At 66.9% G+C, this 25,294-nt stretch carries 23 protein-coding genes; 13 read left to right on the top strand and 10 right to left on the bottom strand.

Going from position 1 to position 25,294, the window contains the following annotated elements; translation table 11 throughout:
• Positions 1-17 precede the first annotated feature (17 nt).
• The gene (locus ACS5PN_RS18840) at positions 18-1,568 is read right to left on the bottom strand and encodes a methyl-accepting chemotaxis protein (protein WP_439465521.1); all 1,551 of its coding nucleotides are present in this window, start codon (positions 1,566-1,568) and stop codon (positions 18-20) included.
• Positions 1,569-1,698: 130 nt separating this feature from the next.
• On the opposite strand from ACS5PN_RS18840, the gene ACS5PN_RS18835 reads away from it, so the two are divergent.
• Positions 1,699-2,463, top strand: coding sequence for a type III pantothenate kinase (locus ACS5PN_RS18835; RefSeq protein ID WP_439465520.1), 765 nt, complete (start codon positions 1,699-1,701; stop codon positions 2,461-2,463).
• Here ACS5PN_RS18835 and ACS5PN_RS18830 read toward each other — a convergent pair.
• Together ACS5PN_RS18830 and ACS5PN_RS18825 are read right to left on the bottom strand one after the other, a co-directional pair.
• On the bottom strand, positions 2,444-3,514 hold the full coding sequence (locus ACS5PN_RS18830) for a helix-turn-helix transcriptional regulator (RefSeq protein ID WP_439465519.1): 1,071 nt from the start codon (positions 3,512-3,514) through the stop codon (positions 2,444-2,446). The genes ACS5PN_RS18835 and ACS5PN_RS18830 overlap by 20 nt on opposite strands.
• Before the next feature lie 108 nt (positions 3,515-3,622).
• Positions 3,623-4,126, bottom strand: a complete 504-nt coding sequence (locus ACS5PN_RS18825; protein ID WP_439465518.1) for a hypothetical protein — start codon at positions 4,124-4,126, stop codon at positions 3,623-3,625.
• A 61-nt stretch (positions 4,127-4,187) separates the two neighbouring features.
• Here ACS5PN_RS18825 and ACS5PN_RS18820 point away from each other — a divergent pair, with 61 nt between their 5' ends.
• Together ACS5PN_RS18820 and ACS5PN_RS18815 are read left to right on the top strand one after the other, a co-directional pair.
• Positions 4,188-5,180, top strand: coding sequence for an ABC transporter substrate binding protein (locus tag ACS5PN_RS18820; protein WP_439465517.1), 993 nt, complete (start codon positions 4,188-4,190; stop codon positions 5,178-5,180).
• On the top strand, positions 5,177-7,441 hold the full coding sequence (locus ACS5PN_RS18815) for a hybrid sensor histidine kinase/response regulator (protein ID WP_439465516.1): 2,265 nt from the start codon (positions 5,177-5,179) through the stop codon (positions 7,439-7,441). The genes ACS5PN_RS18820 and ACS5PN_RS18815 overlap by 4 nt, the downstream gene beginning before the upstream one ends.
• Here the strand turns inward: ACS5PN_RS18815 and ACS5PN_RS18810 are convergent.
• Positions 7,438-8,166, bottom strand: a complete 729-nt coding sequence (locus ACS5PN_RS18810) for a response regulator (protein WP_439465515.1) — start codon at positions 8,164-8,166, stop codon at positions 7,438-7,440. The two genes, ACS5PN_RS18815 and ACS5PN_RS18810, sit on opposite strands and share 4 nt — an antisense overlap.
• A gap of 289 nt (positions 8,167-8,455) precedes the next feature.
• On the opposite strand from ACS5PN_RS18810, the gene ACS5PN_RS18805 reads away from it, so the two are divergent.
• Together ACS5PN_RS18805 and ACS5PN_RS18800 are read left to right on the top strand one after the other, a co-directional pair.
• The gene (locus ACS5PN_RS18805) at positions 8,456-9,100 is read left to right on the top strand and encodes a helix-turn-helix transcriptional regulator (protein WP_439465514.1); all 645 of its coding nucleotides are present in this window, start codon (positions 8,456-8,458) and stop codon (positions 9,098-9,100) included.
• Between the two features lie 115 nt (positions 9,101-9,215).
• Positions 9,216-9,836 carry a response regulator transcription factor gene (locus tag ACS5PN_RS18800; RefSeq protein WP_439465513.1) on the top strand — a complete coding sequence of 207 codons (621 nt, stop codon included), beginning with the start codon at positions 9,216-9,218 and terminating at the stop codon, positions 9,834-9,836.
• Positions 9,837-9,926: 90 nt separating this feature from the next.
• Here ACS5PN_RS18800 and hslU read toward each other — a convergent pair whose 3' ends face one another.
• The 5 genes from hslU to ACS5PN_RS18775 all read right to left on the bottom strand — a co-directional run bounded on the left by hslU (position 9,927) and on the right by ACS5PN_RS18775 (position 15,482).
• The gene (gene hslU, locus ACS5PN_RS18795; protein WP_439465512.1) at positions 9,927-11,240 is read right to left on the bottom strand and encodes an ATP-dependent protease ATPase subunit HslU; all 1,314 of its coding nucleotides are present in this window, start codon (positions 11,238-11,240) and stop codon (positions 9,927-9,929) included.
• A complete protein-coding gene (gene hslV, locus ACS5PN_RS18790; RefSeq protein ID WP_439465511.1) occupies positions 11,237-11,803 on the bottom strand; it encodes an ATP-dependent protease subunit HslV in 567 nt (188 codons plus the stop codon). The genes hslU and hslV overlap by 4 nt, the downstream gene beginning before the upstream one ends.
• Before the next feature lie 58 nt (positions 11,804-11,861).
• Positions 11,862-13,610, bottom strand: a complete 1,749-nt coding sequence (locus ACS5PN_RS18785; RefSeq protein ID WP_439465510.1) for a hypothetical protein — start codon at positions 13,608-13,610, stop codon at positions 11,862-11,864.
• A gap of 18 nt (positions 13,611-13,628) precedes the next feature.
• Positions 13,629-14,270, bottom strand: a complete 642-nt coding sequence (gene dksA / locus ACS5PN_RS18780) for an RNA polymerase-binding protein DksA (protein WP_439465509.1) — start codon at positions 14,268-14,270, stop codon at positions 13,629-13,631.
• A gap of 156 nt (positions 14,271-14,426) precedes the next feature.
• Positions 14,427-15,482, bottom strand: a complete 1,056-nt coding sequence (locus tag ACS5PN_RS18775; protein WP_439465508.1) for a CobW family GTP-binding protein — start codon at positions 15,480-15,482, stop codon at positions 14,427-14,429.
• A gap of 113 nt (positions 15,483-15,595) precedes the next feature.
• Here ACS5PN_RS18775 and ACS5PN_RS18770 point away from each other — a divergent pair, with 113 nt between their 5' ends.
• The 7 genes from ACS5PN_RS18770 (at position 15,596) to ACS5PN_RS18740 (ending at position 23,449) form a co-directional block, all read left to right on the top strand.
• Positions 15,596-16,477, top strand: coding sequence for an HlyC/CorC family transporter (locus tag ACS5PN_RS18770; protein ID WP_439465507.1), 882 nt, complete (start codon positions 15,596-15,598; stop codon positions 16,475-16,477).
• Positions 16,474-17,916: an apolipoprotein N-acyltransferase gene (gene lnt / locus ACS5PN_RS18765; RefSeq protein WP_439465506.1), complete on the top strand. Its 1,443-nt coding sequence runs from the start codon at positions 16,474-16,476 to the stop codon at positions 17,914-17,916. The genes ACS5PN_RS18770 and lnt overlap by 4 nt, the downstream gene beginning before the upstream one ends.
• Before the next feature lie 29 nt (positions 17,917-17,945).
• Positions 17,946-18,878, top strand: a complete 933-nt coding sequence (gene glyQ, locus ACS5PN_RS18760) for a glycine--tRNA ligase subunit alpha (RefSeq protein ID WP_439465505.1) — start codon at positions 17,946-17,948, stop codon at positions 18,876-18,878.
• Entirely contained in the window at positions 18,878-21,043 is a 2,166-nt protein-coding gene (gene glyS, locus ACS5PN_RS18755) for a glycine--tRNA ligase subunit beta (protein ID WP_439465504.1), read from the top strand. Before glyQ ends, glyS begins: the two co-directional genes overlap by 1 nt.
• A gap of 7 nt (positions 21,044-21,050) precedes the next feature.
• Positions 21,051-21,695 (top strand): D-glycero-beta-D-manno-heptose 1,7-bisphosphate 7-phosphatase, encoded by a 645-nt coding sequence (gene gmhB / locus ACS5PN_RS18750; protein ID WP_439465503.1) that lies wholly within the window; start codon positions 21,051-21,053, stop codon positions 21,693-21,695.
• Between the two features lie 144 nt (positions 21,696-21,839).
• Positions 21,840-22,634, top strand: a complete 795-nt coding sequence (locus ACS5PN_RS18745) for a lysophospholipid acyltransferase family protein (protein WP_439465502.1) — start codon at positions 21,840-21,842, stop codon at positions 22,632-22,634.
• Between the two features lie 5 nt (positions 22,635-22,639).
• Positions 22,640-23,449 carry a M48 family metallopeptidase gene (locus ACS5PN_RS18740; RefSeq protein WP_439465501.1) on the top strand — a complete coding sequence of 270 codons (810 nt, stop codon included), beginning with the start codon at positions 22,640-22,642 and terminating at the stop codon, positions 23,447-23,449.
• Between the two features lie 212 nt (positions 23,450-23,661).
• On the opposite strand, the gene ACS5PN_RS18735 is transcribed toward ACS5PN_RS18740, so the two are convergent.
• Entirely contained in the window at positions 23,662-24,720 is a 1,059-nt protein-coding gene (locus ACS5PN_RS18735) for an MBL fold metallo-hydrolase (protein WP_439465500.1), read from the bottom strand.
• A 51-nt stretch (positions 24,721-24,771) separates the two neighbouring features.
• On the opposite strand from ACS5PN_RS18735, the gene ACS5PN_RS18730 reads away from it, so the two are divergent.
• Complete coding sequence (locus ACS5PN_RS18730) at positions 24,772-25,185, top strand: MerR family transcriptional regulator (RefSeq protein WP_439465499.1); 414 nt, start codon at positions 24,772-24,774, stop codon at positions 25,183-25,185.
• The last annotated feature ends 109 nt before the right edge of the window (positions 25,186-25,294 follow it).

The following is a 25,294-nucleotide window of genomic DNA, read 5'->3' as shown; positions in this document are numbered from 1 at the left end:
ACTGGCCGGCCGTCGCTTCAGCTCAGCTTGAAGCTGCTCACCAGCCCTGCCAGACGCACGGCCTGCTCCTTCAGCGACTGAGCCGCCGCCGCGGATTCCTCCACCAGCGCAGCGTTCTGTTGCGTCATCTGGTCCAGCTCCGTCACGGTGCCGTTGACCTGGGCGATGCCCTGGCTCTGCTCGACGGCCGCGGCGCTGATCTCGCCAATGATGTCGGTGACGCGCTGCACCGAGCCGACGATGTCGGTCATGGTGGCGCCGGCGTCGTTGACGAGATGGGTGCCGGCCTCGACGCGCTCGACGCTGGCGCCGATCAGGGCCTTGATCTCGCGGGCCGCCTCGGCACTGCGCTGGGCGAGAGAGCGGACTTCGCCGGCCACGACGGCGAAGCCGCGGCCCTGCTCACCGGCGCGCGCCGCTTCCACGGCAGCGTTCAGCGCCAGGATGTTGGTCTGGAAGGCGATGCCGTCGATGGTGCCGATGATGTCGGCGATCTTGCGGCTGGCGTTGTTGATCTCGCCCATGGTGCTGACGACGCGCGACACCACGTCGCCGCCGCGGCCGGCCGTCTCGGCGGCGGCGCCGGCGAGCTGCTTGGCCGTCTGCGCCGAGTCGGCGCTCTGGCTGACGGTGCCGGTCAGCTGGGTCATGGAGCTGGAGGCCTGCTGCAGGTTGGAGGCCGTCTGCTCGGTGCGCTGCGACAGGTCCATATTGCCGGTGGCCACCTCGGCCGAAGCGACCTGGATGCTCTCGGCCGACTCGCGCACCTGGCCGACGATCTCGGACAGCGACTTCTGCATGGCGGCCAGGGCTTGCATCATCTCGGCGGATTCATCCGTGCCGCGGGCCTCGGGCGCGCGCGACAGATCGCCATCGGCCATGCGCTCGGCAAAGCGCTTGGCCGTCACCAGCGGGCCGATGATGGAGCGCGAAATCAGCACGGCCAGCGCGCCGCCCACGATGACGCAGATGGCAAAGGCGACCAGGAAGCCGACAAAGATGCCACTGATGGTGCTGTCCACCTTGGTGAAGACCTCGTCGCCGCGCTTCTTCAGGTCGCCCTCGATGCCATTGAGCATGGCCAGGGCCGGGTCGTAGGCCGCGTCGGCGGTCTTGATGTCCTCGAAGGCAGCCTGGGCGTCGGGATAGCTGTCGGCCAGGATCTTCTCGGCCACCGGTTTGACGGCCTTGCGGTAATCGGCCATCAGGACGCGGAACTTGGCCAGGGCTTCCTTGCCCTTCTCTTCGGTGGAGATGGCGCCGAAATCGTCCATGGCCTTGTCCAGGCCCGCCTGGGCGGCATCCCACTCCTTCTTGGCGCGGGCCATGCCTTCCTTGTTGAAGATGGAGGCCACCAGCGTGGACGTGGCCGCCTTGCTCTGCAGCAGCTGGCTGCGCGCCGACATGGTGATGTTGGAGGCCGGGATCAGCTTCTGCGTGATGCCCTGGATGGCCTTCTGCGACACGTTCAGGCCAAAACCGCCCACCGCCACCAGCAGCGCCGTCATCGCCAGGATGAGGCCGAAGGCCAGCCAGAGGCGGGCTTGGATGCGCAGACGTCGCAGCATGGAGGTTCTCCCGGATGGAAAGGGCGATCAGAAGTAGCCTCTGATTGAAGCAGAAACCCGCACAGCCAGATACAAATGCGCTGGTAGGCTCGCGCCATTAGTCACGTCTTTGGTCACGCCACGACCCACCATGAGCTTTCTGGCTATCGACATTGGCAACACAAGACTGAAATGGGCCGTCTATGAGGACGACGCCCCGCCCGGCAGCCAGCCGCTGCAGCACGGTGCCGTCTTCCTGGAGAACATTGACCGACTGGCCGACGAGGACTGGCAAGGCCTGGCCCCGCCGACGCGCATCCTGGGCAGCAATGTCGCCGGCGATGCCGTGCGCCGTCGCGTCGAGGAGCAGATGGAGAACTGGGACCTCAGCGCGCGCTGGGTCGTCCCGGCGCCCGAGACGGCCGGCGTCAGGAACGGCTACGACCACCCGACGCGGCTGGGCGCCGACCGCTGGGTCGCCGTCATCGGCGCCCACGCCCATGCACGCATGCGGGGTTTCATCGGCCCGGTGCTGACCGTCATGGTGGGCACGGCGGTGACGGTGGATTCCCTGTCCACCGACGGCCAGTTCCTGGGCGGCCTCATCCTGCCCGGCCACGGCATCATGCTGCGCGCGCTGGAAGGCGGCACGGCCGGCCTGCGCGTGCCGACCGGCGAGGTGCGCAATTTCCCGACCAACACCAGTGACGCGCTGACGACCGGCGGCACCTTCGCCATCACCGGCGCCATCGAGCGCATGCACCGGCTGCTGACCAAGCGCGAGGGCCGCGAGCCCCTGCTGCTGATGACGGGCGGCGCCGGCTGGAAGGTGGCCCCGGCGCTGGACGCGCCTCACGAGCTCATCGAGGGACTGATCTTCGACGGCCTGCTGGCCATCAATTCGGCTCGGACCTGAGCTTCTCGACCAGCTCGCGAGCCGAGCGCACGCCCAGACGCTGGTAGAGCTTGCGGGTGTGGTCGACGACGGTGCTGGGCGCCACGTTCAGCCGCTGCGCGACCTCGCTCTGGGCCAGTCCCTGCAGCAGCAGCCGCGCCACGGCGGCCTGGCCGCTGGACAGCTCGAAGCCCTGCAGCCGGCGCTCATCGGCCAGTTCGCGGGGCTCGAGACGGCGCAACTGGACCTGGGTCCAACTGGGCACGGCGGCATCGACAGCGTTCAGGCGCCGGGCGCTGAACTCGAAGCGGCCCCAGGGGCTGTCGATGAGACGCGTGACCGGCCCCTCGCGCGCCGACTCATGCAGGCTGGCCAGCATCTCCTCGGTGGGTGGCTGGGCCGGCTGCAAACCCGGCCCTGACCTCGCCAGCAGCAGCAAGCGCTGGGCACCGGCGCTGGCGTGGCCGAGACGGCCGGCCTCGTCCAGCAGCAGCACCTCGGCCGGCTCGGGCGCGGGCTGCCAGTGCTCGGGAGGGCAGCGCGCCGCGGCGTCGCGCGACAGGGCCTGGGCCAGGTGGGGCAGCAGCGGCAGCAGGCGCTCCTCCTCCGCCGCGGTGAAACAAGGCTCACCGGGGCCGCGATAGAGCACCAGAGACCCCAACGGACGGCCATCCCGCGAGCGCACGATGAGTTCGACGCGGTAGCGAAAGCCCTGCGGCCGCCAGATCTCGGCATAAAGGGCCGAGCCGAGGAAACGCGCCGTGTCCAGCTGCGCCGCGCTGTTCAGCACCGCCCCCGAGCGCAAGGCCTGCGCAAACGACGGCATGGCCTCGGCCTCGCGCTTGTTATGGAACTCGTCGAAGTAGAGCCTGGCAACGGCCTCGTCCACCGGCCCTTCGATGCAATAGCGCGTCAGCGCCCCGTCTCCATCGCACCAATCGAACAGATTGCGGCTGGAAGGCACCAGGGCATGCAGCTCGGCCAACAGGCTGGGCATGACGAGGGGCGTGGGCAGGTCCAGCGAACACAGCTCGCGCAGGCGGCTGAGTTTGCGGGACTTTTTGAGCGGCATGGGGGGATTCTGGTCTTCGGCTCAGCCCGCGAATCAGCTGTCTTGGGGATGACAGCAGATGCTGGGATATATGCGGCGGAGCGCGGGGTTTACACCGCTCGCCCCTACTCAAGCGAAGTACGCAATCAAGGTGCACGCCATGGCACCCTTGGACCAATCATCGCCTGGCTGACTTCTCAGCCAATTGAGCGCAGCAGCCCGATCCGTACCGGCCGGCATGGGATGCATGCTGAAGTAGACCTCGGGCGGATGGTCGTAGTTCTCGGCCACGGGACCGCATTCCAGCATCCAACCAGCGCCGGGCACCGGTGAGGCTGAGCTGGGGGGCGGGGGTGGCGCGTCCAGAAACCGCGCGCCAGCCTTGTGCGGCGTCGCGGGACAAGGCGCGCAGGCGGCCATGATGAGAGAGGCATCCCCGGTCACGGACGGAAAGTTCCAGGGCTTGCGAGGTTGGCCCGGGTCATTGGTGGAGGTCAGTGGCGTGAGGAAGGCCGCGTTTGGGGCAGCAGCCGGCTGCGGCCACAGGCCGACATCTGAAATCGGCGGCTGCGGACTCAAATTTTCGACGTCAGCTGTCCTCAAGACCTTGATCCAGCAATACTGTGTGCTCATGATTTCTCCGGGTTTGATGGAGTGCCAACCGGGTTAGCCAGCGCAAATAGGATAGACACACTTGAAGACGCTGCGTATTGGTCGTTTGGCCCATGCCTGTGGCCTGTTGCTGGCCATCAGTGCGTTGCTGACTCTGACGGGTAGCGCTCGCTTCGTGCGAGAACCAAATCTGCGGGTGGTTTTTTTGGCGCACGGCAGTCCGCAGGCCGATGGCTCCTACCAGCGCTTCCGCGCGGCGCTGACCAGCCGCCACCCGGCGCTTTATGCCCAGACAAGCATCGAGGCCCTGAGCGTCGTGGACGACGAAGCGACCCTGGTACCTCTTGTGCAACAGGCAGCCGCGAGCGGACCAACCCTGTTCGTGGCTCAGAACGGTACGCAGGCACGTCTTGTACGACTGGCTACTGCGACGGCTCCGCTGATCTTTTCCAGTCATGCCGATCCCCGCGACCTTGGCTTGGTTGCGGATTTGCTCAGGCACTCGCAGCCGAGTACGGGGCTATGGATCAACGACAGCTTGGATGCCAAGCGTCTGGAACTGCTGATGCAGGCCTACCCCAGCGTGCGCCGCGTGGCCATGCTGGGGGATGACGAGTGGTACCTCGCAGCATCTGCTGAAATGTCGGCGATGCAAGCCCAGGCGCACGCACGCGGGGTCAGACTGAGCTTGTTTCAGGCGCATGACGTGGACGCTGCCCTCGCTCTCGTAGACGGCCCCGAGGGGCTCGACATCCGCGCCTGGTGCCTACCCAGAACCACCTTGACCCTGGACGGAAGGCTGGGCAAGCACCTGGCGGCGAGTGGACGCGCGGTGATGGCCGCACACACGCCCGACGTCTATGAAGCGGCACACCTGTCTTATGCCCACGACAAGAGCTTCGTCGCGCCAGCGATGGCCGACCTCGTGGCTCGCGTACTCAACGGCGAATCGCCAAGTCAGATTCCGGTTCAGCTGCCGCAACGCTACCAGCTGGCGGTGCGTGTGGTCGATGACCCACGGCTTCCGGCGCTCAATTCAGAAGTCGTGCGGCGTGCAGATCTCGTGCTGCGATGAGTGCGCAGGCAACAGACGAACTCTCGCCATTGGCACGCCAGTATGCGCTGCGCCTGTGCAGCCTCACTCTGGTGGTGTTGCTGGTGTCCGGTGTGGTTCAAATGGTCTTCGGCTACAGGGAGACGCTACGCCAGACCGAGAGACTGCAGGCCACGCTGGCTGAAAGCGCTGCGCGGGAAATCGACACCTATTTGACGGGCCTTGAAAACGCCTTGGGCGACGTTGCCAAATTGCCTTGGGGACGCCCCGGCTTCGGAGACGAACTGCGGCGAGAAGAGTTTTATCGCCTGATGCGCACGGTGCCCGCAGTGATCGAGATGGCGGCGCTGAGCCCCTCTGGCGAGGTGCAAATGCGCTTGTCGCGTGATCTGGTGGAAGGCAAGGCCATGCCGTTGCCGGTCCTGCCTGAAGAGCTGGTGCAACGCGCCGCAATTGATGGGATCGCCTACGGCTCGACATTCTTTCGGCAGGGCGAGTTGCCGACTCTGTATCTGGCCGCGCACGATGGTCGCGGAGCGGTGGTTGCAACGGTGGATCTGCGGTTGTTGGGGGAAATCGTCGAGCGCATGCGCGCCGGCGAGCAGGGGGTCGCTTACATCGTAGACGCCGAGGGCACGCTGGTGGCCCACACAAGGGCGACAGAGGTCCTGGCGCACGTCAACCTGATGGGCTCGGACGCTTTGACGTTGGCTCGTGACGCCACCGGTGGCGCTGTGCGGCTGAGTGCCCATGCTGGCCAAGATTGGCGGGGACGCCCCGTGATTGCCACGGCGGTGAACGTGAAGCGAACCGACTGGATGGTGTTCGTCGAACAGCCGCGCAGCTCGGCCCTGCAACCCGTCTTCGCGACACTCAGCCGCACCGTAGTGCTGATGGTTGTTGGTGGCCTTGCAGCATTGGTCCTGGGCGTGTGGATGGCGCGGCGCATGGCCGCCCCCATCGTCGCGCTGCGGAACCTGACGGAGCGGATCGTTTCAGGGCAGTTGGAGTCACAGCATCTCATAACGCGGCCCTTGATGCGGCACAACGAGGTCACGGATGTGGCCGACGATGTCGCGCTGCTGGCGCAGCGACTGCGCGAGTTCTACGCTGGCCTGGAGGCCAAGGTGGTGGAGCGGACCGCCGAGCTGGCGCTGCGCAAGGACGAAGCCGAACGTGCAAATACCGCCAAGACGCGTTTCCTGGCGGCGGCCAGCCACGATCTGCGCCAGCCCATGCACTCCATCAGCCTGCTCATCGGTGTGCTGCGCACCCGGCTGAACGATCCGGCGCAGATCGACATCGCCGACAAGGTCCAGTCTTCAGTCACGACGATGGAGAACCTGTTCGGCAATCTGCTGGACATCTCCAAGCTCGACGCAGGCGCCGTGCATCCCCACATCGAGGACGTCGATCTGGGCTGGCTGCTGGATCGTGCGGCCCAGACCTGGCTGCCGCAGGCTCAGGAAAAGGGCTTGACCCTGCGCGTGCGACCCGGGCGCTGGGTCGTGCGCGGCGACGCGACGCTGCTGGAGCGCATCGTCGGCAACCTGCTCGCCAATGCCATCCGCTACACGCGCAGCGGCGGTGTACTGGTCGGCTGCCGCCGTCGCGGCGAACACTGCGAGCTGCAGATCTGGGACACGGGTCCGGGCATCGCCGAGGAATATCGCGAGGCCATCTTCGAGGAGTTCTTCCGCATCGGCGCTCCTGGTACGAGCCAGGAGAAAGGCCTGGGTCTCGGCCTGTCCATCGTGCGGCGCTGCGTGTACATCCTCGGTTATTCGATCAGCGTGCAAAGCCGCGAGGGCCGGGGCTCGGTGTTCAAGGTGACGTTGCCGCTGGCGGCGGGCAGCGTGGTGCCGCATGCCATCAGCAGCACGATGGACCCGCCACCCCAGGCCCTCGAAGGCAATTTCATCGTGGTTGTCGATGACGAGGCCACCAACCGCGAAGCGGTGCGTGACGCCCTGCTGGCAGCGGGCTGTCACGTCGTGATCGCCTACAGCGGTGATGAAGCCCTGGCTCAGCTGCAGGCCCATCTGCGCACTCCCGACCTCATCCTCACGGACTTCCAGCTAGGCAGCTCGGGCGATGGCCTGGACGTGATCCGACGACTGCGCGCCCACTATGACGAGGAGATTCCCGCCCTGGTGGTCACCGCCAACACGGATACCCGCCTGGTGGCCGAAGCCGGAACTCTGGGCGCCGGCCTGCTGCACAAGCCCGTCGGATTGCAGCGCCTGCTGCTGGCCCTCAAGGAATCGTTGGAAACCACCTAGACGTCGTCGAAGCGCAGGCCTATGCGACCGGCCGCCACGATGGCCTGGGTGCGTGTGGTGACGTTCAAGGCCCGCAATACGGCCGAAGTGTGGGCCTTCACGGTGCTCAACGACAGATCGAGCTCACGCCCGATCAGCTTGGCCGGCTTGCCCTGCAGCAGCAGATGCAGCACTTCGGCCTGCCGGGACGTGAGGCCCAGGTCGGCAGGTCGCCGCGGCGGGCTGCCCGCCGCAGCATCCGCCCCCGCCGGAGCGGTGGCCAGCATGGGAGTCACGGCTGCAGAAGGTGTCATCGCGGCTGGCGGCGTGGCCGGCGCCGGATTGCGCGCCGCCAGAAACACGCTGGGCGGCAGGTAGATGCCCTTGGCCAGGATGAGCTTGAGCGCACCGATCATGACGGCTGACGTCGAACTCTTGGGGATGAAACCCATGGCACCAGCGTCCAGCGCCGCGAGCACCGTGTCCTTGTCATCTGCCGACGACATGACGACGACGGGCATCTCGGGGTGAGCCTCGCGCAATTGGCGCACGCCTTCCAGGCCAGAGGCCCCCGGCAGGCCAAGATCGATGAGGACGAGATCGGCCGCCCCGCGCGCTTCGATGACGGCAACGGCCTCCTCGCAACTGCCAGCCTCCCAGGTCTCCAAGGGCTGTACGAGGGGGCGCAGCAGCAGGGCAATGCCCTCCCTGAACAAGGTGTGGTCGTCGACGAGCAGGACTCTCATGGGGCGCAAAAGGTACGAGTCGATATTAGCGAGCAAAGACCGTATCAGGTCTCATGCGGCATTGGGCTTTTGGATAGGCCTCTGTGGCAAGCCATGCTGACAAACCGTCACAACCAGGGTCGGCGTGAGCGCCGGTCTGCGAGTCATCTGGGCGTCTACGCAACGGACGGTGTCAATGCGTTGGCTGGGCCATACGGCCGGGCCGTGCGGACGATGCGCGGACGAGCTCCGCCCACCAAACTTGCCAGCAAATCAACCGCTGTCATCGCTGTCGCTTGGGGAGATATTCATGTTGAACGTGCTCCAGACCCATACAACAGGTCACCGTGTCCAACCGGGCTTCACGCCATTCGGAAGCGCCTGCCAGGTGCTGGCCGCCCTGCCCCAGCCCATGCTGGTCGTGCGACCGGACCGTCGCTTGCTGTTCAGCAATCGCGGGGTCGACGGCCTGCTGCATGATCGCCGCGTTGGTGTCACAGCCGAGCATCTGATGCAGATTGGCCAGCTCGACGCCGCGCGGCTGGAATCGCCGCTGCGCCTGGCCCAAGCTGGATCGACGTCCTATGTCGGCCTGTGGTTCACACCGCAGATCAGTACCGGCTGGCTGCATATCATGCCGGTGCCCGCCGACCTCGCGGCCAGCGCCGGCTGGCCGGAAGACGCCGTGCTGCTGGTCATCCACCTCGACCAGCCCGCATTGACGCAGGCGGCCCGCATCGACGCACTGGCGCGGCACAGCCGGCTTAGCGCCACCGAACGCCACGTACTGATGCTGCTGGGCGACGGCATGACAGTCGAGGTCGCCGCGACTCATCTCGGCCTGTGCATGTCCACGCTGCGCAGCCATGTGCGCAACCTCCTCGGCAAGACCCAGGCGTCCACGCTGATGCAACTGCTGCGCTGGACCGGCTCGGCCCAGGCGCTGCCCCACTGAGCATGACGCTGATCCCCGGGGGATCGGCCGAATGGCCTATGGCGGGGCCGCGCGGGCTTGGCCACACTGGCTGCAACAGACGGCGCCATCGCGCCGCAAAGGCTCAGGGGGCCCCATGTTGCAGTCCACTTCTTCCCAGGCGCCCGCGCGGGCCGGCCATGCGACGCGTCCGCGCGAGGTGCTGGGCGCGCTGCCCCAGCCCCTGTTGGTGCTGCAACCGAATTGCCGGCTGGTGTTTTCCAACGCCAGCGCCGAGCCGCTGCTGACCAGCGGGGTGAAGTCCGGACGGCTGGCGGGGTTGGGGCAGCTGAACGCCGCCCAACTGTCTGAGCTGCTGGCGCGGGCCTGCGCCGGCTCGTCATCGCGCACGGGGTTGTGGTTCACGCCCAGCCTGGCCACCGGATGGCTGCATGCAGCCTCCCTCGCACCCGCCATCGCCGACGCCTCGGGCTGGCCCGAGGACAGCGTGCTGGTGACCGTCCACCTGGACCAGCCGGCACTGACCCAAGCGGCCCGTATCGACGTGCTGACCCTCAAGTGCCGGCTCAGCCGCGCCGAGCGCCAGGTCTTGCTGCTGCTGGCCGACGGCGAGCCGGTGGAGTCCGTGGCCCGTCATCTGAGCCTGCGCGTGTGCACGGTGCGCAGCCATGTACGCAACCTGCTGGGCAAGACGCGGGCGCCCTCGCTGATGCAGATGCTGCGCTGGACCGGCTCGGCCCAGGCGCTGCCTCACTAGCCAACCCCCTACCCGCAGCGCCGGCCCTCAAGGGGCGCCGCCAGTGGCCCAGCGAAGCCGGTTCCACGGCAGCCGCTTGGGAAGGCACGACTACAGAATGAAGCGGCTGAGATCCTCGTTCGCCGCCAGCGCGCCCAGCTTGGCATCCACCGCCGCTGCATCCAGCGACACGGTCTGACCCGCGTTGCGCGGCGCGTCGAAACTGATCTCGTCGAGCAGCCTCTCCATCACCGTCGCCAGGCGCCGCGCGCCGATGTTCTCGGTGCGCTCGTTGACCTCGAAAGCGATCTCCGCCAGGCGGCGGATGGCGCCGGGCTGCAGGTCCAGCGTGACGCCCTCGGTGGCCAGCAAGGCCTGGTATTGCTTGACCAGGCTGGCGTGGGTGCTGGTCAGGATGGCTTCGAAGTCGGCCACCGACAGCGAGTCCAGCTCGACGCGGATGGGCAGGCGGCCCTGCAGCTCGGGGATGAGATCGCTGGGCTTGGCGAGGTGAAAGGCCCCGCTGGCGATGAAGAGGACATGGTCGGTCTTGACCAGGCCGTACTTGGTCGACACCGTCGTGCCTTCCACCAGCGGCAGCAGGTCGCGCTGCACACCCTGGCGCGACACCTCCGCGCCGCCGTGCTCATTGCGCGAGGCCACCTTGTCGATCTCGTCGATGAAGACGATGCCCATCTCCTGGGCATTCGTCAGTGCCGTGGTGCGGATCTCTTCCTCGTTGACGAGCTTGGCGGCTTCCTCGTCGATCAGCAGCTTCATCGCCTCGGCAATCTTGAGCTTGCGCGTCTTCTTCTGGTTGCCGCCGAACTGGCTGAACATGCCCTTGAGCTGCTCGGCCATGTCTTCCATGCCGGGCTGGTTGCCGAAGGGGCCCAGCAACTCCATCGTCGGCTTGGGCGCCAGCAGGTCGAGTTCGATGTCCTTGTCGTCGAGCTGGCCCTCGCGCAGGCGCTTGCGCATGGTCTGGCGGGTGGCGTTGTCGGGCTCGCTGCCCGGCAGCAGCACGGCCAGGATGCGCTCCTCGGCGGCGTCTTCGGCACGGGTCTGGCAGCGGCGCATGGCCACCTCGCGCTCCTGCTTGACGGCCACCTCCACAAGGTCGCGCACGATGGAGTCCACATCCTTGCCGACATAGCCCACCTCGGTGAACTTGGTCGCCTCGACCTTGACGAAGGGGGCGCCGGCCAGCCGGGCCAGGCGGCGTGCGATCTCGGTCTTGCCGACGCCGGTCGGACCGATCATCAGGATGTTCTTGGGTGTGATCTCGCCGCGCAGCTTCTCGTCGACCTGCTGGCGCCGCCAGCGGTTGCGCATGGCGATGGCGACGGCGCGCTTGGCGGCCTGCTGGCCGACGATGTGGCGGTCCAGCTCAGAGACGATTTCCTGAGGGGTCATGCTGCTCATTCCAGAACCTCCAGCGTGTGGTTCTGGTTGGTGTAGATGCAGATCTCGCCGGCGATGACGAGGGACTGCTTGACGATGTCGGCCGCGCTCAGCTCGGTGTGGGCCAGCAGGGCCTTGGCAGCGGCCTGGGCGTAGGCGCCGCCCGAGCCGATGGCGACGATGCCCTGCTCGGGCTCCAGCACGTCGCCGTTGCCGGTGATGATGAGGGAGGCCGTCTTGTCGGCCACGGCCAGCATGGCTTCCAGGCGGCGCAGCACGCGGTCGGTGCGCCAGTCGCGCGTCAGCTCGACGGCGGCGCGCACCAGATGCCCCTGGTGCTTTTCCAGCTTGGCTTCGAAGCGCTCGAACAGCGTGAAGGCGTCGGCCGTCGCACCGGCAAAGCCGGCCAGCACCTGGTCGCGGTAGAGCTTGCGCACCTTGCGTGCACTGGCCTTGACGATGGTGTTGCCCAGCGTGACCTGGCCGTCGCCGCCGATGGCGACCTGCCAGCCGGCGGGCGTCTGGCGCCGCACGGAAACGATGGTGGTGCCGTGATAGACGGCGGAAGATTCTGAGGAGGACATAGGCCGTACCAGTTGAGGTTCAGCCGGAGTTTCGCAAGGTCGGCCCAGGGCCGCCGGATCAATTGATACGGACCTTGACCTTGGCGTGCTCGTTGATGCCCATCGCGCCGAAGAACAGCGCCACCAGACGGTGGGCGTCGTTGAAGACGACCATGCGGTTTTCGCTGCGGCGCTGCAGCACCCAGTTCAACAGGTCGCCGGCGGCCATGAAGTCCAGGCGGATCAGCTTGGTGCAGGAGATGTTGATGAGGCTGGCCTCGCCGACCTCGGTGGACAGGATGCGCAGGTTCTCGGAGATGTCGCCGCTCAGTTGGCCCATCAGTTCGAGCTGGGCCAGGCTGACCTCGACGCTGGTGTCGAGGAAGGTCGACTGGGCCTCGGCCTGCATGCTGGTGGTAGGCGGGTTGTGGGTCGACGACCCTTCACCGCCGATACGCACGCGGCACTTGGCGCGCTCCCACGACGGCGGCGAGACCTCGTAGGTCACGCAGTAGTCGATGGCGGCCTCGTCGAACTGGTCGGGCCGGTTGGCCAGGCGCAGCGCCTCCAGGCGCAGCATCCACATCGCCGGGTCGGTATCGCGTTCGCCGACCGGGGCCAGTTCCTTGAGCTGGTTCAGGAAGCGGTCGCCACCCACCCAGCGCTGGTCGACCTGCTGGTTCGCCCAGTGGCGGAACAGCTGGCGCATCTGGATGGCGGCCTCGATCTCGATCTGGTCCAGCGCGCCCCAGTCGAAGACCCAGGGCATGGGCAGGGTCTCGCTGCGCTTTTGCAGGATGCCCACGTCCTCGGCCCTCACGGTGCCAGGCGCCGTCCAGCTGACCTGGCTGGCCTTGGCCATGGGGGAGCGGTTGGACTGGCGCGTCGATTCGGCCACCAGCTTGGGCATGGAGAACCACTGCGGCGCCGACAGGCCGAACTGCTGGGCGTACTCGACCGCCAGCGCCTCGAACTTGCCCTGGGCACCGGTGGCCCGGTAGTGGTCGAACAGCACCAGCCAGGTCTCGCCGTGCAGGTTGCGGCTGCCCCCCGGGCGCACCAGTTCGGTCAGGGCGTGCTCGCTGGTGTCGTAGTCGGCGTTGGCGAAGGCGATGACGGCCTCGTCGAGCTCCGGGTCGTGCACGACCTCCTGCACCTCGACCTCGGGCGTGGACTCGGCCAGCGTGAAGGACAGCGACAGGTCCAGCGGCGGCAGATCGGGCAGGCGGCTGGCCGGAGAATCGGACAGCGGCGGAATGGCGGCACCCATGGTCACCGAGGCCGGCGGCGTCGGGGCCTGCAGGCGCTCCACCTCGCTGGGCGTGGAGAACTCGCTGACGCGACCGCCATCGGGCGGCGGCGGCGACGCGACCGTGGCCGCAAAGGCCACCGGCCGGGTGCTGGTGTCGAAGAAACCGGGCTGCTGCTTGGGCACGGCCTGCGTCGTCGCAAAGCTCTCGCCCACCATCTGCTGCTCGATCTCGTCGATCTTGGCCTTCACGCCGAGATCGATCTTGGAATTGGGCTCGCTGATGCGCTCATCGTCACCCAGGCGGGACGGCGACGAGGCCAGGGCGGCCAGTTGCTCGGGTGTCAGGCCCTCACGGCGGATGCGGCGCAGCATGTCGAGCTCGCGCTTGCGCACAAAGTCGTTGCGGCGCTTGCGCTCCACCATGGCGCGCAACTCGGCCTTGGCCAGGTCGCCCTCGGGGTCATCCTGGCGCGAGTTGATCTCGGACCAGTCCGTCGTGGGGTTGGCCACGAAGCGCGCAACCTTGCGGAAGAAGCTGTCACCTTCCTTCGGGTCTGCGGGCTTGGAGTCGGACATGGTCACGTGGCTAGGGTATCAGTCCCCGAACATCTTCTGCTTGAGCTCGCGGCGCTGTTGCGCTTCGAGCGACAGCGTCGCCGTCGGGCGGGCAATCAAACGGCCCAGACCGATAGGTTCGCCGGTTTCGTCGCAATAGCCATAGTCGCCGCTGTCCAAACGTGCGATGGATTGCACGATCTTCTTGAGCAGTTTGCGTTCGCGGTCCCGCGTGCGCAGCTCCAGGGCGTGTTCTTCCTCGATGGTGGCGCGGTCGGCCGGGTCGGGGACGATGGTCGTGTCCTCGCGCAGATGCTCGGTCGTCTCACCCGCGTTGGACAGCACGCCGTCCTTCAGCTCGGTCAGCTTGGCGCGGAAGAACTCGATCTGCTTGGCATTCATGTATTCCGAGTCCGGCATGGCCAGGACCTCGGCATCACTCAGCTCGGCACCCGATTTGCTTTTCCAGGCGTTGGCCAGCTTGGGATCCCCCTTGGCGGCAATGCGCGGCGTCTCCTCCGCCTGGTTGGCACCACGCACGGGTGGTTTGGGCGGGGCGAAGCGGTCGGCAAAGCGATTCGCGGGCGCGGGCGCTTCCAACGTGGCGACGTCAGCGCCGGCATCGGTTTTCTTCGCACCCTTGGATGCGGCGGTGGTTTTTGAGGCCGGGGTCTTGCTCACAGTCTTCTCCTCGCTCAGGGCTTGCATCGGCGCGGTGTCAGACCTTGATCCCACTGCTTTTGAGCCGGCAGCCCAATTTTGAGCGCGGCGGATTGTAGCCATGCGGAACCAACAGTCTGTAGCCCCCCGGAAACGGTGTCTCCGGAGGTCAAAACATCACGCCAAGCAGCCTTCCAAGCCTTGCATCAACACCTCTTTGGGAAGGTCGATGCCAATGAACACCATCTTGCTCTGCTTTTTCTCTCCAGGCATCCATTTCGGGCCCAGATCGGACCCCATCATCTGATGCACGCCCTGGAAGATGACCTTCTTGTCCGTGCCTTTCATGTGTAGGACACCCTTGTATCTGAGCATCTTGGGACCGTAGACCTGCACGATGGCGCCCAGGAAGTCCTCCAGCTTGGCCGGGTTGAAGGGCTTGTCGGCGCGGAAGACGAAGCTCTTCACGTCGTCGTCGTGCGCGTGGTGATGGGGGTGGTCGCAATGCTCGCCATGCTCATGATCGTGGTGGTCGTGATCATGATGATGATGGTCATGTGAATCGGCCTTCAGGAAATCGGGGTCGATCTCCAGCTTGGCGTTCAGATTGAAGCCGCGCAGGTCAAAGATCTTGGCCAGCGGCACCTCGCCGAAATGGGCGGTCTGGATGGGTGCGCGCGGGTTCATGTGCTTGACGCGGTGCACCAGGGCCTCGACGGCCGCCGGCTCGACCAGGTCGGCCTTGCTGACGAAGATCTGGTCGGCAAACCCCACCTGCATGCGCGCTTCCTGGCGGGTGTTCAGCTGCTCCTCGGCGTGCTTGGCGTCCACCAGGGTCAGCACGGAGTCCAGCAGATAGCTCTCGGCGATCTCGTCGTCCATGAAGAAGGTCTGGGCCACGGGGCCGGGGTCGGCCAGGCCGGTGGTCTCGATGACGACGCGGTCGAAGTCCAGTTCACCCTTGCGGCGCTTGGCGGCCAGATCGCTCAGCGTCGTGCGCAGGTCCTCGCGGATGGTGCAGCAGACGCAGCCATTGCTCATCTGGATGATCTGCTCGTTGGTGTCCGACACCAGGATGTCGGTGTCAATGTTCTCTTCGCCGAACTCGTTTTCGATGACGGCGATCTTCTGGCCATGGGCCTCGGTCAACACCCGCTTGAGCAGCGTGGTTTTTCCGGCGCCGAGGAAGCCGGTCAGGATGGTGGCGGGGATGAGGCCTTGGGGCTTGGACATGATGGGGGACCGTTTTCTCGAAGGCAACAGATATGGGGGCGGGGCGCCCCGGATCAAGTTTTGTCAAACCAATCGGCTATTCTGTCCCTTCCGCAATACCCTGACAGCGCCCCTTGAGCGAACCGCATTCAGGCAGGCCCCCAGTTCGCGGGGCCGCCAAACACCCGCCCGAGGCCCGCGGCCTGCTGGAGCGCATGCTGGAGTTCCTGCACCCCGGCCCCGACTCCAAGACCGAACTGATCGAGACCCTGGCCGAGGCCGAGCAGCGCGAGCTGATCGAGCCCGAATCGCGCCAGATGCTGGAAGGCGTGCTGCGCATGGCCGAGCTGTCGGCCGGCGACGCCATGGTGGCCGCACCACGCATGGACCTGCTGGACATCGACGCCCCCTACGACGAGCTGCTGGGCCTGGTCATCGACAGCGGCCATTCGCGCTTCCCGGTCTATGAAGGCAGGCGCGACAACATCATCGGCATCCTGCTCGCAAAGGACCTGCTGAAGATGCAGCGCGCCCCCGAGCTGAACCTGCGCGCCCTGCTGCGACCCACCGTCTTCGTGCCCGAGAGCAAGGGGCTCAACGAGCTGCTGCGCGACTTCCGCTCCAACCGCAACCACCTCGCCATCGTCATCGACGAATTCGGCAACACGGCCGGCCTCATCACGATCGAGGACGTGCTGGAGGAGATCGTCGGCGAGATCGAGGACGAGTTCGACGAGAAGGACGGCGAATCCGGCCTCTACACCCTGGCCGACGGCAGCCAGCGCGTCGCCGGCGACGCGACCATCGCCGCCGTCAACGGTGCCTTCGGCCTGTCCCTGCCCGACAACGACTTCGACACCATCGGCGGCCTGGTCGCCCACGAGCACGGCCGCGTACCGCGCCGCGGCGAGGTCGTCACGGTTGAAGGGCTGAACTTCGCCGTCATGCTGACCCGCGGCGGCGCCGTGCGCTGGTTCAAGGTGACTCGCGCGCCCGAAGAAGAGTCCGAAGCGTGAAGGGCGCGAGGGCGGCGGCCGTCGCGCTGGTCGCCGGCCTGCTGCACACCGGCGCCTTTGCCCCGACGGGGGCCTGGTATCTGCAGCTCATCTCGCTGGCCTTGCTGTTCGCCGTCGTCGAGCAGGCCACGCCCCGGGCGGCGGCCGTTGGCGGCGCATTGTTTGGCTTCAGCTGGCTGGCCTCGGGCCTGTGGTGGCTGCACATCAGCATGCACCAGTTCGGCGGCATCCCCTGGCTGCTGGCCGCCCTCGCAGTGGCCCTGCTGGCGGCCTTTCTCAGCGGCTACTACGCGCTGGCCCTGGGCCTGACGGCGCGCTGGATCGCCCCCGGCCGCTGGCGGGTGCTGGCCCTGGTGCCGGCCTGGCTGCTGGCCGAACTGGCGCGGGCCACCTGGCTGAGCGGCTTCCCCTGGATTGCGTCGGGCTATGCCCATACCGTCGGCCCGCTGGCGGGCTGGGCGCCCTGGGTAGGTGTCTATGGCATCTGCGCGCTGGCGGCGCTGGCGGCGGCCGGGCTGGTGTGGCTGAAGCGCGGCGCCCTCGCCTGGGCCGCGCCGGCGCTGGCCATCCCGCTGGCCGGCTTCGTGCTGCCGCAGGACTTCACGACCTCCACCGGCAAGCTGGCCCTCTCCCTGGTGCAGCCCAGCATCCCGCAGGACCAGAAGTTCGACCCGGCCCGCTTCGCGGCCAACCTCGACCTGCTGGCGACGCAGATCGAGTCGGCGCGCGGCCAGGTCGTCATCACGCCCGAGTCCGTCGTGCCCCTGCCGCTGGCCGAGCTGGACCGCACGACGCTGGCCCGCCTGTCCAGGCCCGATCACCCGGCCCTGCTCGGCAGCTTCCTGGGCAATGCCGACGAGGGCTTCGTCAATTCCGTCGTCGCCCTCGGCAACGACTACCACTACGGCAAGCGCCACCTGCTGCCCTTCGGCGAATTCATCCCGCCCGGCCTGGGCTGGTTCGTGCACGCCATGAACATCCCGCTGGACGACCAGGCCCGCGGCGACCACCAGCGTCCCTGGGCCGTCGCCGGCCAGCGCCTGCGACCGCTGATCTGCTACGAGGACTTGTTCGGCGAGGACGTCGTGCAGAGCGCCGTCGGGCCGGACGCCGCGACGATGTTCATCAACGTCAGCAACCTGGCCTGGTTCGGCACCGTCATGATCCAGGACCAGCATCTGCAGTTCTCGCAGATGCGGGCCCTGGAGTTCCAGCGCCCGGTCGCCCGCTCGACCAACACCGGCGCCACGGCCGTCGTCGACCACCACGGCCGCGTCACGATGCGCCTGCCGCCGCTGGTGCGCGGCGTGCTCGAGGCCGAAGTCGAAGGCCGCGCCGGCGCCACGCCCTATGCGCGCTGGCTGGCCACCGTCGGCCTGTGGCCGCTGTGGATCTTGTCCCTGTTGGCCCTGACGGCGCTGCGCAGGGCCGCCCAATAGAATCGACCACCCCTCACCTGCCCGATCCCATGCTGACCTTCCAGCAAATCATCCTGACCCTGCAGGACTATTGGTCCAAGCAAGGCTGCGCGCTCCTCCAGCCCTACGACATGGAAGTCGGTGCCGGCACCAGCCACACCGCCACCTTCCTGCGCGCCTTGGGCCCCGAGCCCTGGAAGGCCGCCTATGTGCAGCCCAGCCGCCGCCCCAAGGACGGCCGCTACGGCGAGAACCCGAACCGCCTGCAGCACTACTACCAATACCAGGTGGTGCTCAAGCCGGCACCGGCCAATATCCTGGAGCTGTATCTCGGCTCGCTGGAGGCCCTCGGTTTCGATCTGAAGAAGAACGACGTGCGCTTCGTCGAGGACGATTGGGAGAACCCGACCCTCGGCTGCTGGGGCCTGGGCTGGGAGGTCTGGCTCAACGGCATGGAAGTGACGCAGTTCACCTACTTCCAGCAGGTCGGCGGCATCGACTGCAAGCCCATCACCGGCGAGATCACCTACGGCCTGGAACGCCTGGCCATGTATCTGCAGGGCAAGGAATCGGTCTACGACCTGGTCTACACCGACGGCCTGACCTATGGCGATGTCTTCCACCAGAACGAGGTCGAGCAGTCGACCTACAACTTCGAGCACAGCGACGTCGACTTCCTGCTCGGCGCCTTCGCCGCGCATGAGAAGCAGTCCAAGAGCCTGATGGAACACCAGTTGGCCCTGCCCGCCTACGAGCAGTTGCTGAAGGCCGGCCACAGCTTCAACCTGCTGGACGCCCGCGGTGCCATCTCGGTGACCGAGCGCGCCGCCTACATCGGCCGCATCCGCAACCTGGCCCGTGCCGTCGCGCAGAGCTATGTCGACAGCCGCGCGCGCCTGGGCTTCCCGATGGCGCCCAAGGCCTGGGCCGATGAAGTCGTCGCGCAGATCGAACTGAAGAACAACAAGAAGGCGGCCGCGTGATGACCAACCTGCTCGTTGAACTGTTTGTCGAAGAACTGCCGCCCAAGGCGCTGAAGAAGCTGGGCGAGTCGTTTGCCGCTTCGATCACCGAACACCTGCATCTCAACGATTTCTTGGAAGCTGAGTCGGCGACCACGTCGTTCGCTTCGCCACGGCGACTTGGCGTACACATCTCCAAAGTAAGAGCCATTTCAGAGCCGAAGCCGAGGCCGCCGGAAACGCTGATGCCTGAAGCCGTGGGGCTCAAAGAAGGTACCCCGACACCGGCACTATTGAAGCGGCTTCAGAAGGCCGGTTATCACGAAGGCGTTGATGTTGGCTCTTTCTTCTCCGAGGGCCGACTCTTCGTCGCCGAGGAGGGTGGCAAGCGGGTTATCAAGCACGACCCAGGTCAAGCTGCAGGCAGCCATTTGTCGATAGCCTTGCAGGGCGCCATCGATCTGGCGCTGCATCGGCTGCCCATCCCCAAGGTGATGACTTACCAGTTGGCCGATGGCTGGACGGACGTGAAGTTTGTGCGTCCCGCGCATCGACTGATCGCACTGCATGGCGAAACGGTCATTGGCGTCAAGGCGTTGGGTCTTGAAGCAAGCAACATGACCGAAGGCCATCGCTTCGAATCGCCTGTACAAGCTTTTGCGATTCGCTCGGCCGACAGCTACGCCCAGCAGCTGTTCGAGCAGGGCGCCGTCATCGCCAGCTTTGCCGAGCGCCGCGCCGAGATCTCGCGCCAGCTCAAGGGTGCGGCCGATGCCCTCAGCCTCAAGCCCATCGACGACGAAGCCCTGCTGGATGAAGTGACGGCCCTGGTCGAGCGCCCTAATGTGCTGACCTGCGCCTTCGAAGCCGAGTTCCTCGCCGTGCCGCAGGAATGCCTCATCCTGACGATGAAGGCCAACCAGAAGTACTTCCCGCTGCTGGATTCCCACGGCAAGCTGACCCGCCATTTCCTGGTCGTCAGCAACATCGCCCCAGCCGACGCCAGCGCCGTCACGCAGGGCAACGAGCGTGTCGTGCGCCCGCGCCTGGCCGACGCCAAGTTCTTCTTCGACCAGGACCGCAAGAAGAAGCTGGCCGACCGCCTGCCCGGCCTGGCCAAGGTGGTCTATCACGGCAAGCTGGGCTCGCAAGGCGAGCGCGCCGAGCGCGTCACGGCAATAGCTCACGCCATCGTCAACCAGCTCAGCATGGCCACCCTGCCCTACACGGTGGACGCCGACGACGAGTTCAAGGTGCTGGACAGCAAGGTCAAGCAGGCCGCCCAGCTCGCCAAGTGCGACCTGCTGACCGACATGGTCGGCGAGTTCCCCGAGCTGCAGGGCATCATGGGCGGCTACTACGCTCGCCACGAGGGCCTGCGCGACGGCGTCGCCATCGCCATCGAGGACCACTACAAGCCGCGCTTCGCCGGCGACGCGCTGCCGCGCAACCACACCGGCACCGTCGTGGCCCTGGCCGACAAGCTCGAGACCCTGGTCGGCCTGTTCGGCATCGGCCAGTTGCCCACCGGCGACAAGGACCCCTTCGCGCTGCGCCGCCATGCCCTGGGCATCATCCGCATCCTGGTCGAGAAGAACCTGCCGCTGGACCTGCCCGCCATGATCGAGGCGGCCCTGCCGCCCTTCGGCGAGCTGATCGAGAACCCGCAAGCCACTCGCGAGGCCCTGCTGAGCTTCTTCGCCGACCGCCTGGCCGTGAGCCTGCGCGACCAAGGCTACAGCGCCCAGGAAGTCGACGCCGTGCTGGCGCTGGCTCCCACGCGACTCGGCGACGTGCCCAAGCGCCTGGAGGCCGTGCGCGCCTTCGCGGCCCTGGCCGAGGCCGCTTCGCTGGCCGCCGCCAACAAGCGCGTCGGCAACATCCTGAAGAAGGTCGAGGGTGAGCTGCCCACCGAGGTCAAGGCCGAGCTGCTGAAGGAGTCTGCCGAGCAGGCCCTGGCCGCCGCCATTGCCGAGGTGCAGCCGCAAGCTGACACCCTGTTCGAGCAGCATGACTACACCGGCTCGCTGAAAGCCCTGGCCGCGCTGAAGGCACCGGTCGACGCCTTCTTCGACGATGTGATGGTCAACGCCGAAGACGCAGCCCTGCGTGCCAACCGCCTGGCCCTGCTGGGTCGCCTGCACGCCGCCATGAACCGGGTCGCCGACCTGTCACGCCTTGCCTAAAAACCAGATGCGTGCCGACCACGCCCACGGCATGAAGCTCGTCATCCTCGGGCGGGACGGCACCCTCAACCGCTACCGCGACGACCACGTCAAGGCGCCAGAGGAGCTCGACCCGCTGCCGGGCGCGATGGAGGCCGTCGCGCGGCTCAACCACGCCGGCTGGCACACGGTGCTGGCCACCAACCAGGCCGGCATCGGCCGCGGCCTGCTCGACATGGCCTCGCTGAATGCCGTGCATCTGCGCCTGAACCAGCTGCTGGCCGAGAAAGGCGGGCGCCTGGATGCCGCCTTCTTCTGCCCGCACACGCCTGAGGAAGGCTGCGACTGCCGCAAGCCCCTGCCGGGGCTGATCCAGCAGATCGGCGAGCGCTTCGACGTCGAGCTCAAGGACGTCCACATGGTGGGCGCCTCGCTGACCGACCTGCTGACGGCCCAGAACGCCGGCTGCATCCCGCATCTGGTGCTGACCGGGCCCTTCGGCAACCTCGGCACCGACGAACTGGCCAATCTGCTGGCGCAGGTGCCGCATGCCAGGGTGCACGACGACCTGACGAGCTTTGCCGAAACCATCGTCCAGGAAGAGCGCCGCCGCGTGGCCGAAGCACGCGGCCAGGCCTTGACCCCCGACACCCAGGCCGGAGACCTGCACTGAAGTGATGAGCCCACCCCCTACCGGCTACGCCGGCCCCCTCAAGGGGGCGACGCCTGCAGCCCGGCCAAGCCGGTTCTGCGGCATCTGCTCGGTCATGCATCCAGGTGCCGCCATGAGCGCACCGCAACTCGTTTGGAAATCCTGATGGCAACTGTGTTGAGCGCCATCCGCTCGCTGATCTTCGTCATCGTCCTCATCGTCACCGTCATCCCCTGGGGGACGGGCGTCTGCATCCTGTCCATCTTCCGTCGGGGTGATCCCATCTACTGGGCCTGCGCCAATTGGCTGAAGATCGCGATCTGGAGCGCGCGCATCATCTGCGGCATCAAATGGCGGGTGCAGGGCATGGAGAACCTGCCGCCGGCCGAAGACCGCACCGCGGGCGTCATCCTGCTGTCCAAGCACCAGAGCACCTGGGAGACCTTTGCCTATCCGACGCTGTTCAGCCACCCGCTGGCCTATGTGTTCAAGAAGGAGCTGCTGTATGTGCCCTTCTTCGGCTGGGCCATGGGCCGCATCGACATGATCCACATCGACCGCAGCCGCCGCACCGAGGCCTGGAACAAGGTGCTGGCCCAGGGCAAGCGGCTGGGCGCGCAGGGCAACTGGATCATCATGTTCCCCGAGGGCACGCGCATCGCGCGCGGCCAGGTCGGGGAGTACAAGACCGGCGGCACCCGCCTGGCCGTCGAGGCCGGCCTGCCCGTCGTCCCCATCGCTGCCACCGCCGCACGCTGCTGGCCGCGCAAGAGCTTCCTGCTGCGCCCCGGCATCGTCGACATCTCCATCGGCAAGCAGATCAGCCCCGTTGGCCGCGAACCCGCCGAGCTGATGAAAGAGGTCAAGGACTGGATCGAGAGCGAAATGCATCGCCTCGACCCGCAGGCTTACGCCAACCCTCCGCAAGCCGGCGTCGCCGGCACCGCCAACCAACACTGAGCAACATGCCCGCCAAGCGTCCGGCCCCACTCCTGCAGGACAGCCAGCTGTCGCTGTTCGACGTGGAGCCGGAGATCACGCCCGCCGAACCCGGCGCGCCGCGCGCGCGGCGTGAGCTGCTGCTGGGCCAGCACCGCATCGGCTACGAGCTCAAGCGCGCGCGCCGGCGCAGCATCGGCTTTGTCGTCGGGCCGCAGGGCCTGCGCGTCAGCGCGCCGCGCTGGGTGCCCATCAACGAGATCGAGCGCGCCCTGCACCACAAGGGCGACTGGATCCTGCGCAAGCTGGTCGAGCAGCGCGAGCGCCAGCAGCGCATCCAGGCCTCGCGCATCGAATGGCTGGACGGCGGCCGCCTGCCCTATCTGGGCGAGGCCCTGACCCTGGCACTGGCGCCGTCCGAACGCGAGGTCGTGTGGGACGCTGAAACGCGTCAGCTGCGCCTGCCCCTGCCCGGCGGCGCCTCGGCCGAGCAGATCCGCGACCTGGCCCAGTCCTGGCTGCAGGCCCGCGCCAAGGAAGACTTCCTGCCGCGCTGCCACCATTTCGCCGACATGCTGGGCGTGTCGATGAAGACGCTGCGCCTGTCCTCGGCCCAGACCCGCTGGGGCAGCGCCAGCGCCGACGGCAGCATCCGCCTGAACTGGCGCCTCATCCACTTCGCGCCGGCCATCATCGACTACGTCGTTGCGCACGAACTGGCCCATCTGCGCGAGATGAACCACAGCCCCGCCTTCTGGGACACGGTGCGCTCCGTGCTGCCCGATTTCGAGCGCTCGCGAGACGCGCTGCGCGAGGAATCGATCGTCGTTCAGTGAGTCGGCAAGCCGGGAGATCTCACTGCAATGGATTGCATGTGAATACTACCCAGGCATTGCCATCCCGGCGTCTTCACAAAGAGCAACACTCCGTCCGACGCTGTCACACAAGGTACCCGGGACCGGCCCAGCCGGAGGGAGTGAAGGTACCAAGCTAAGCAAGACCGCCGCCGCACGATGCAAATCGTCGGCGGCGTTTCTCTTTGGACCGGTCAGCCGGGCAGGAAGCGATACACGCCGTCGGCGCCGAGCTCGCGCTTGAGCTCACCCTTCAGCCACAGTGCGTGCAGATGGGCGATGGCCTCGCCCATGGCGAAGGTGGTCTGGTGCAGGTCGAGCTTGCGCTTGAACAGCACGGGCAGCAGGCCAGCCGCATGCGTGGCCTCGGCGCGGCAGGCGGCCATGACCTCGGCCAGGCGTTCGTCGTGGTGCTCCTGCAGCTGGTCGATGCGCTCGTGCAGGCCGGTGAAGGGCTTGCCGTGCGACGGCAGCACCAGGGTGTCGGCCGGCAGCTCCAGATAGCGCTTCAGCGAGTCCAGATACAGCGTCAGCGGATCGGCCTCGGGCTCGACGTCGACGACGGAGACATTGGTCGAGATGCGCGGCAGCACCATGTCGCCACTGATCAGCAGCTTCGCCTCTTCACAGAACAGGCTGATGTGCTCGGGCGCATGGCCGTAGCCGGCGATGCAGCGCCACGAGCGGCCGCCGATGTCGATGACGCTGCCGTCCATCAGCCGGCGGTAGCTGGCCGGCACGACCGGGACCATCTTGGGGTAGTAGTCAGCGCGGGCGCGGATCTTGTCCAGCGACTCCGGGTCGGTCAGCCCGTGGCTGCCGAAGAAGGCCGCGGCCGACGCGCCGCCCATGCCGACCGTGGAGCTGCTGGCCAGGCGTGCCAGGTTGAAGTCGGTCGCGCTCATCCACAGCCGGCAGCCCCAGCGCTCGGTCAGCCAGTGGGCCAGGCCAAGGTGGTCGGGGTGGAAGTGGGTGGCGATGACGCGCAGCACCGGCAAATCGTCCAGGTGAGCGGCAAAGACCTGGTCCCAGTTGGCCTTGGTGTCGTCGCTGGCGATGCCGCAGTCGACGATGGTCCAGCCCTCGCGGCCCTCGATGCGGTCGCGCAGCAGCCACAGGTTGATGTGGTCCAGCGCAAAGGGCAGGCCCATGCGCACCCAGCGCACGCCCGGCGCCAGGTCCAGGGCCTCGCCGGGCTGGGGCAGGGTATCGCCCAAGGGGTAATGGAGTTCGGATTCGCGTGGATTGCCCATGTTGCTGCCCTGCTGGACTTAGACTGACGTTAACGTCAATCGAGTGTAGCGATGCCCCCCCGCAAGTCTGTCTCCGCCGCGACCGAAGCCCCTCAGCCGACCTTCACGATCACCGAGCTGGCTGCCGAGTTCGACATCACGCCGCGCGCCATTCGCTTCTACGAAGAGGCCGGCCTGCTGGAGCCCGGCCGCAAGGGCCGCAACCGCGTCTACACGCCACGCGACCGCACGCGGCTGAAGCTGACGCTGCGCGGCAAGCGCCTGGGCCTGGCCCTGCAGGAGATCAAGCAGCTGGTCGACATGTACGACAGCCAGGCCAGCGCGGCGCCCCAATTGCGGGCCTTCCTCACCATCCTGGCGCAGCACCGCGAGCAGCTCGAGCAGCAGCGCCACGACATCGAGGTCACGCTGGCCGAGATCCAGCAACACGAGAAGCGCTGCCGCGCCCTGCTCGGCACGACCTGAGCCCGGGTCAAGTGTGACGCTTTGCCGGGAGCGGCCTCTAATCGCGTTGCTTGAGGGGCAAACCCCGCTGACGGCTTTCAAAAGCCTGTCTAGAGTCCGCCGCTCGGAC

Origin of the sequence: Roseateles sp. NT4 (assembly GCF_051857475.1) — a bacterium.
Classification (GTDB): Bacteria; Pseudomonadota; Gammaproteobacteria; order Burkholderiales; family Burkholderiaceae_C; genus Pelomonas.
The sequence above is the reverse complement of the archived record's forward strand: the minus strand, read 5'-3'. Positions and strand labels throughout refer to the sequence as shown.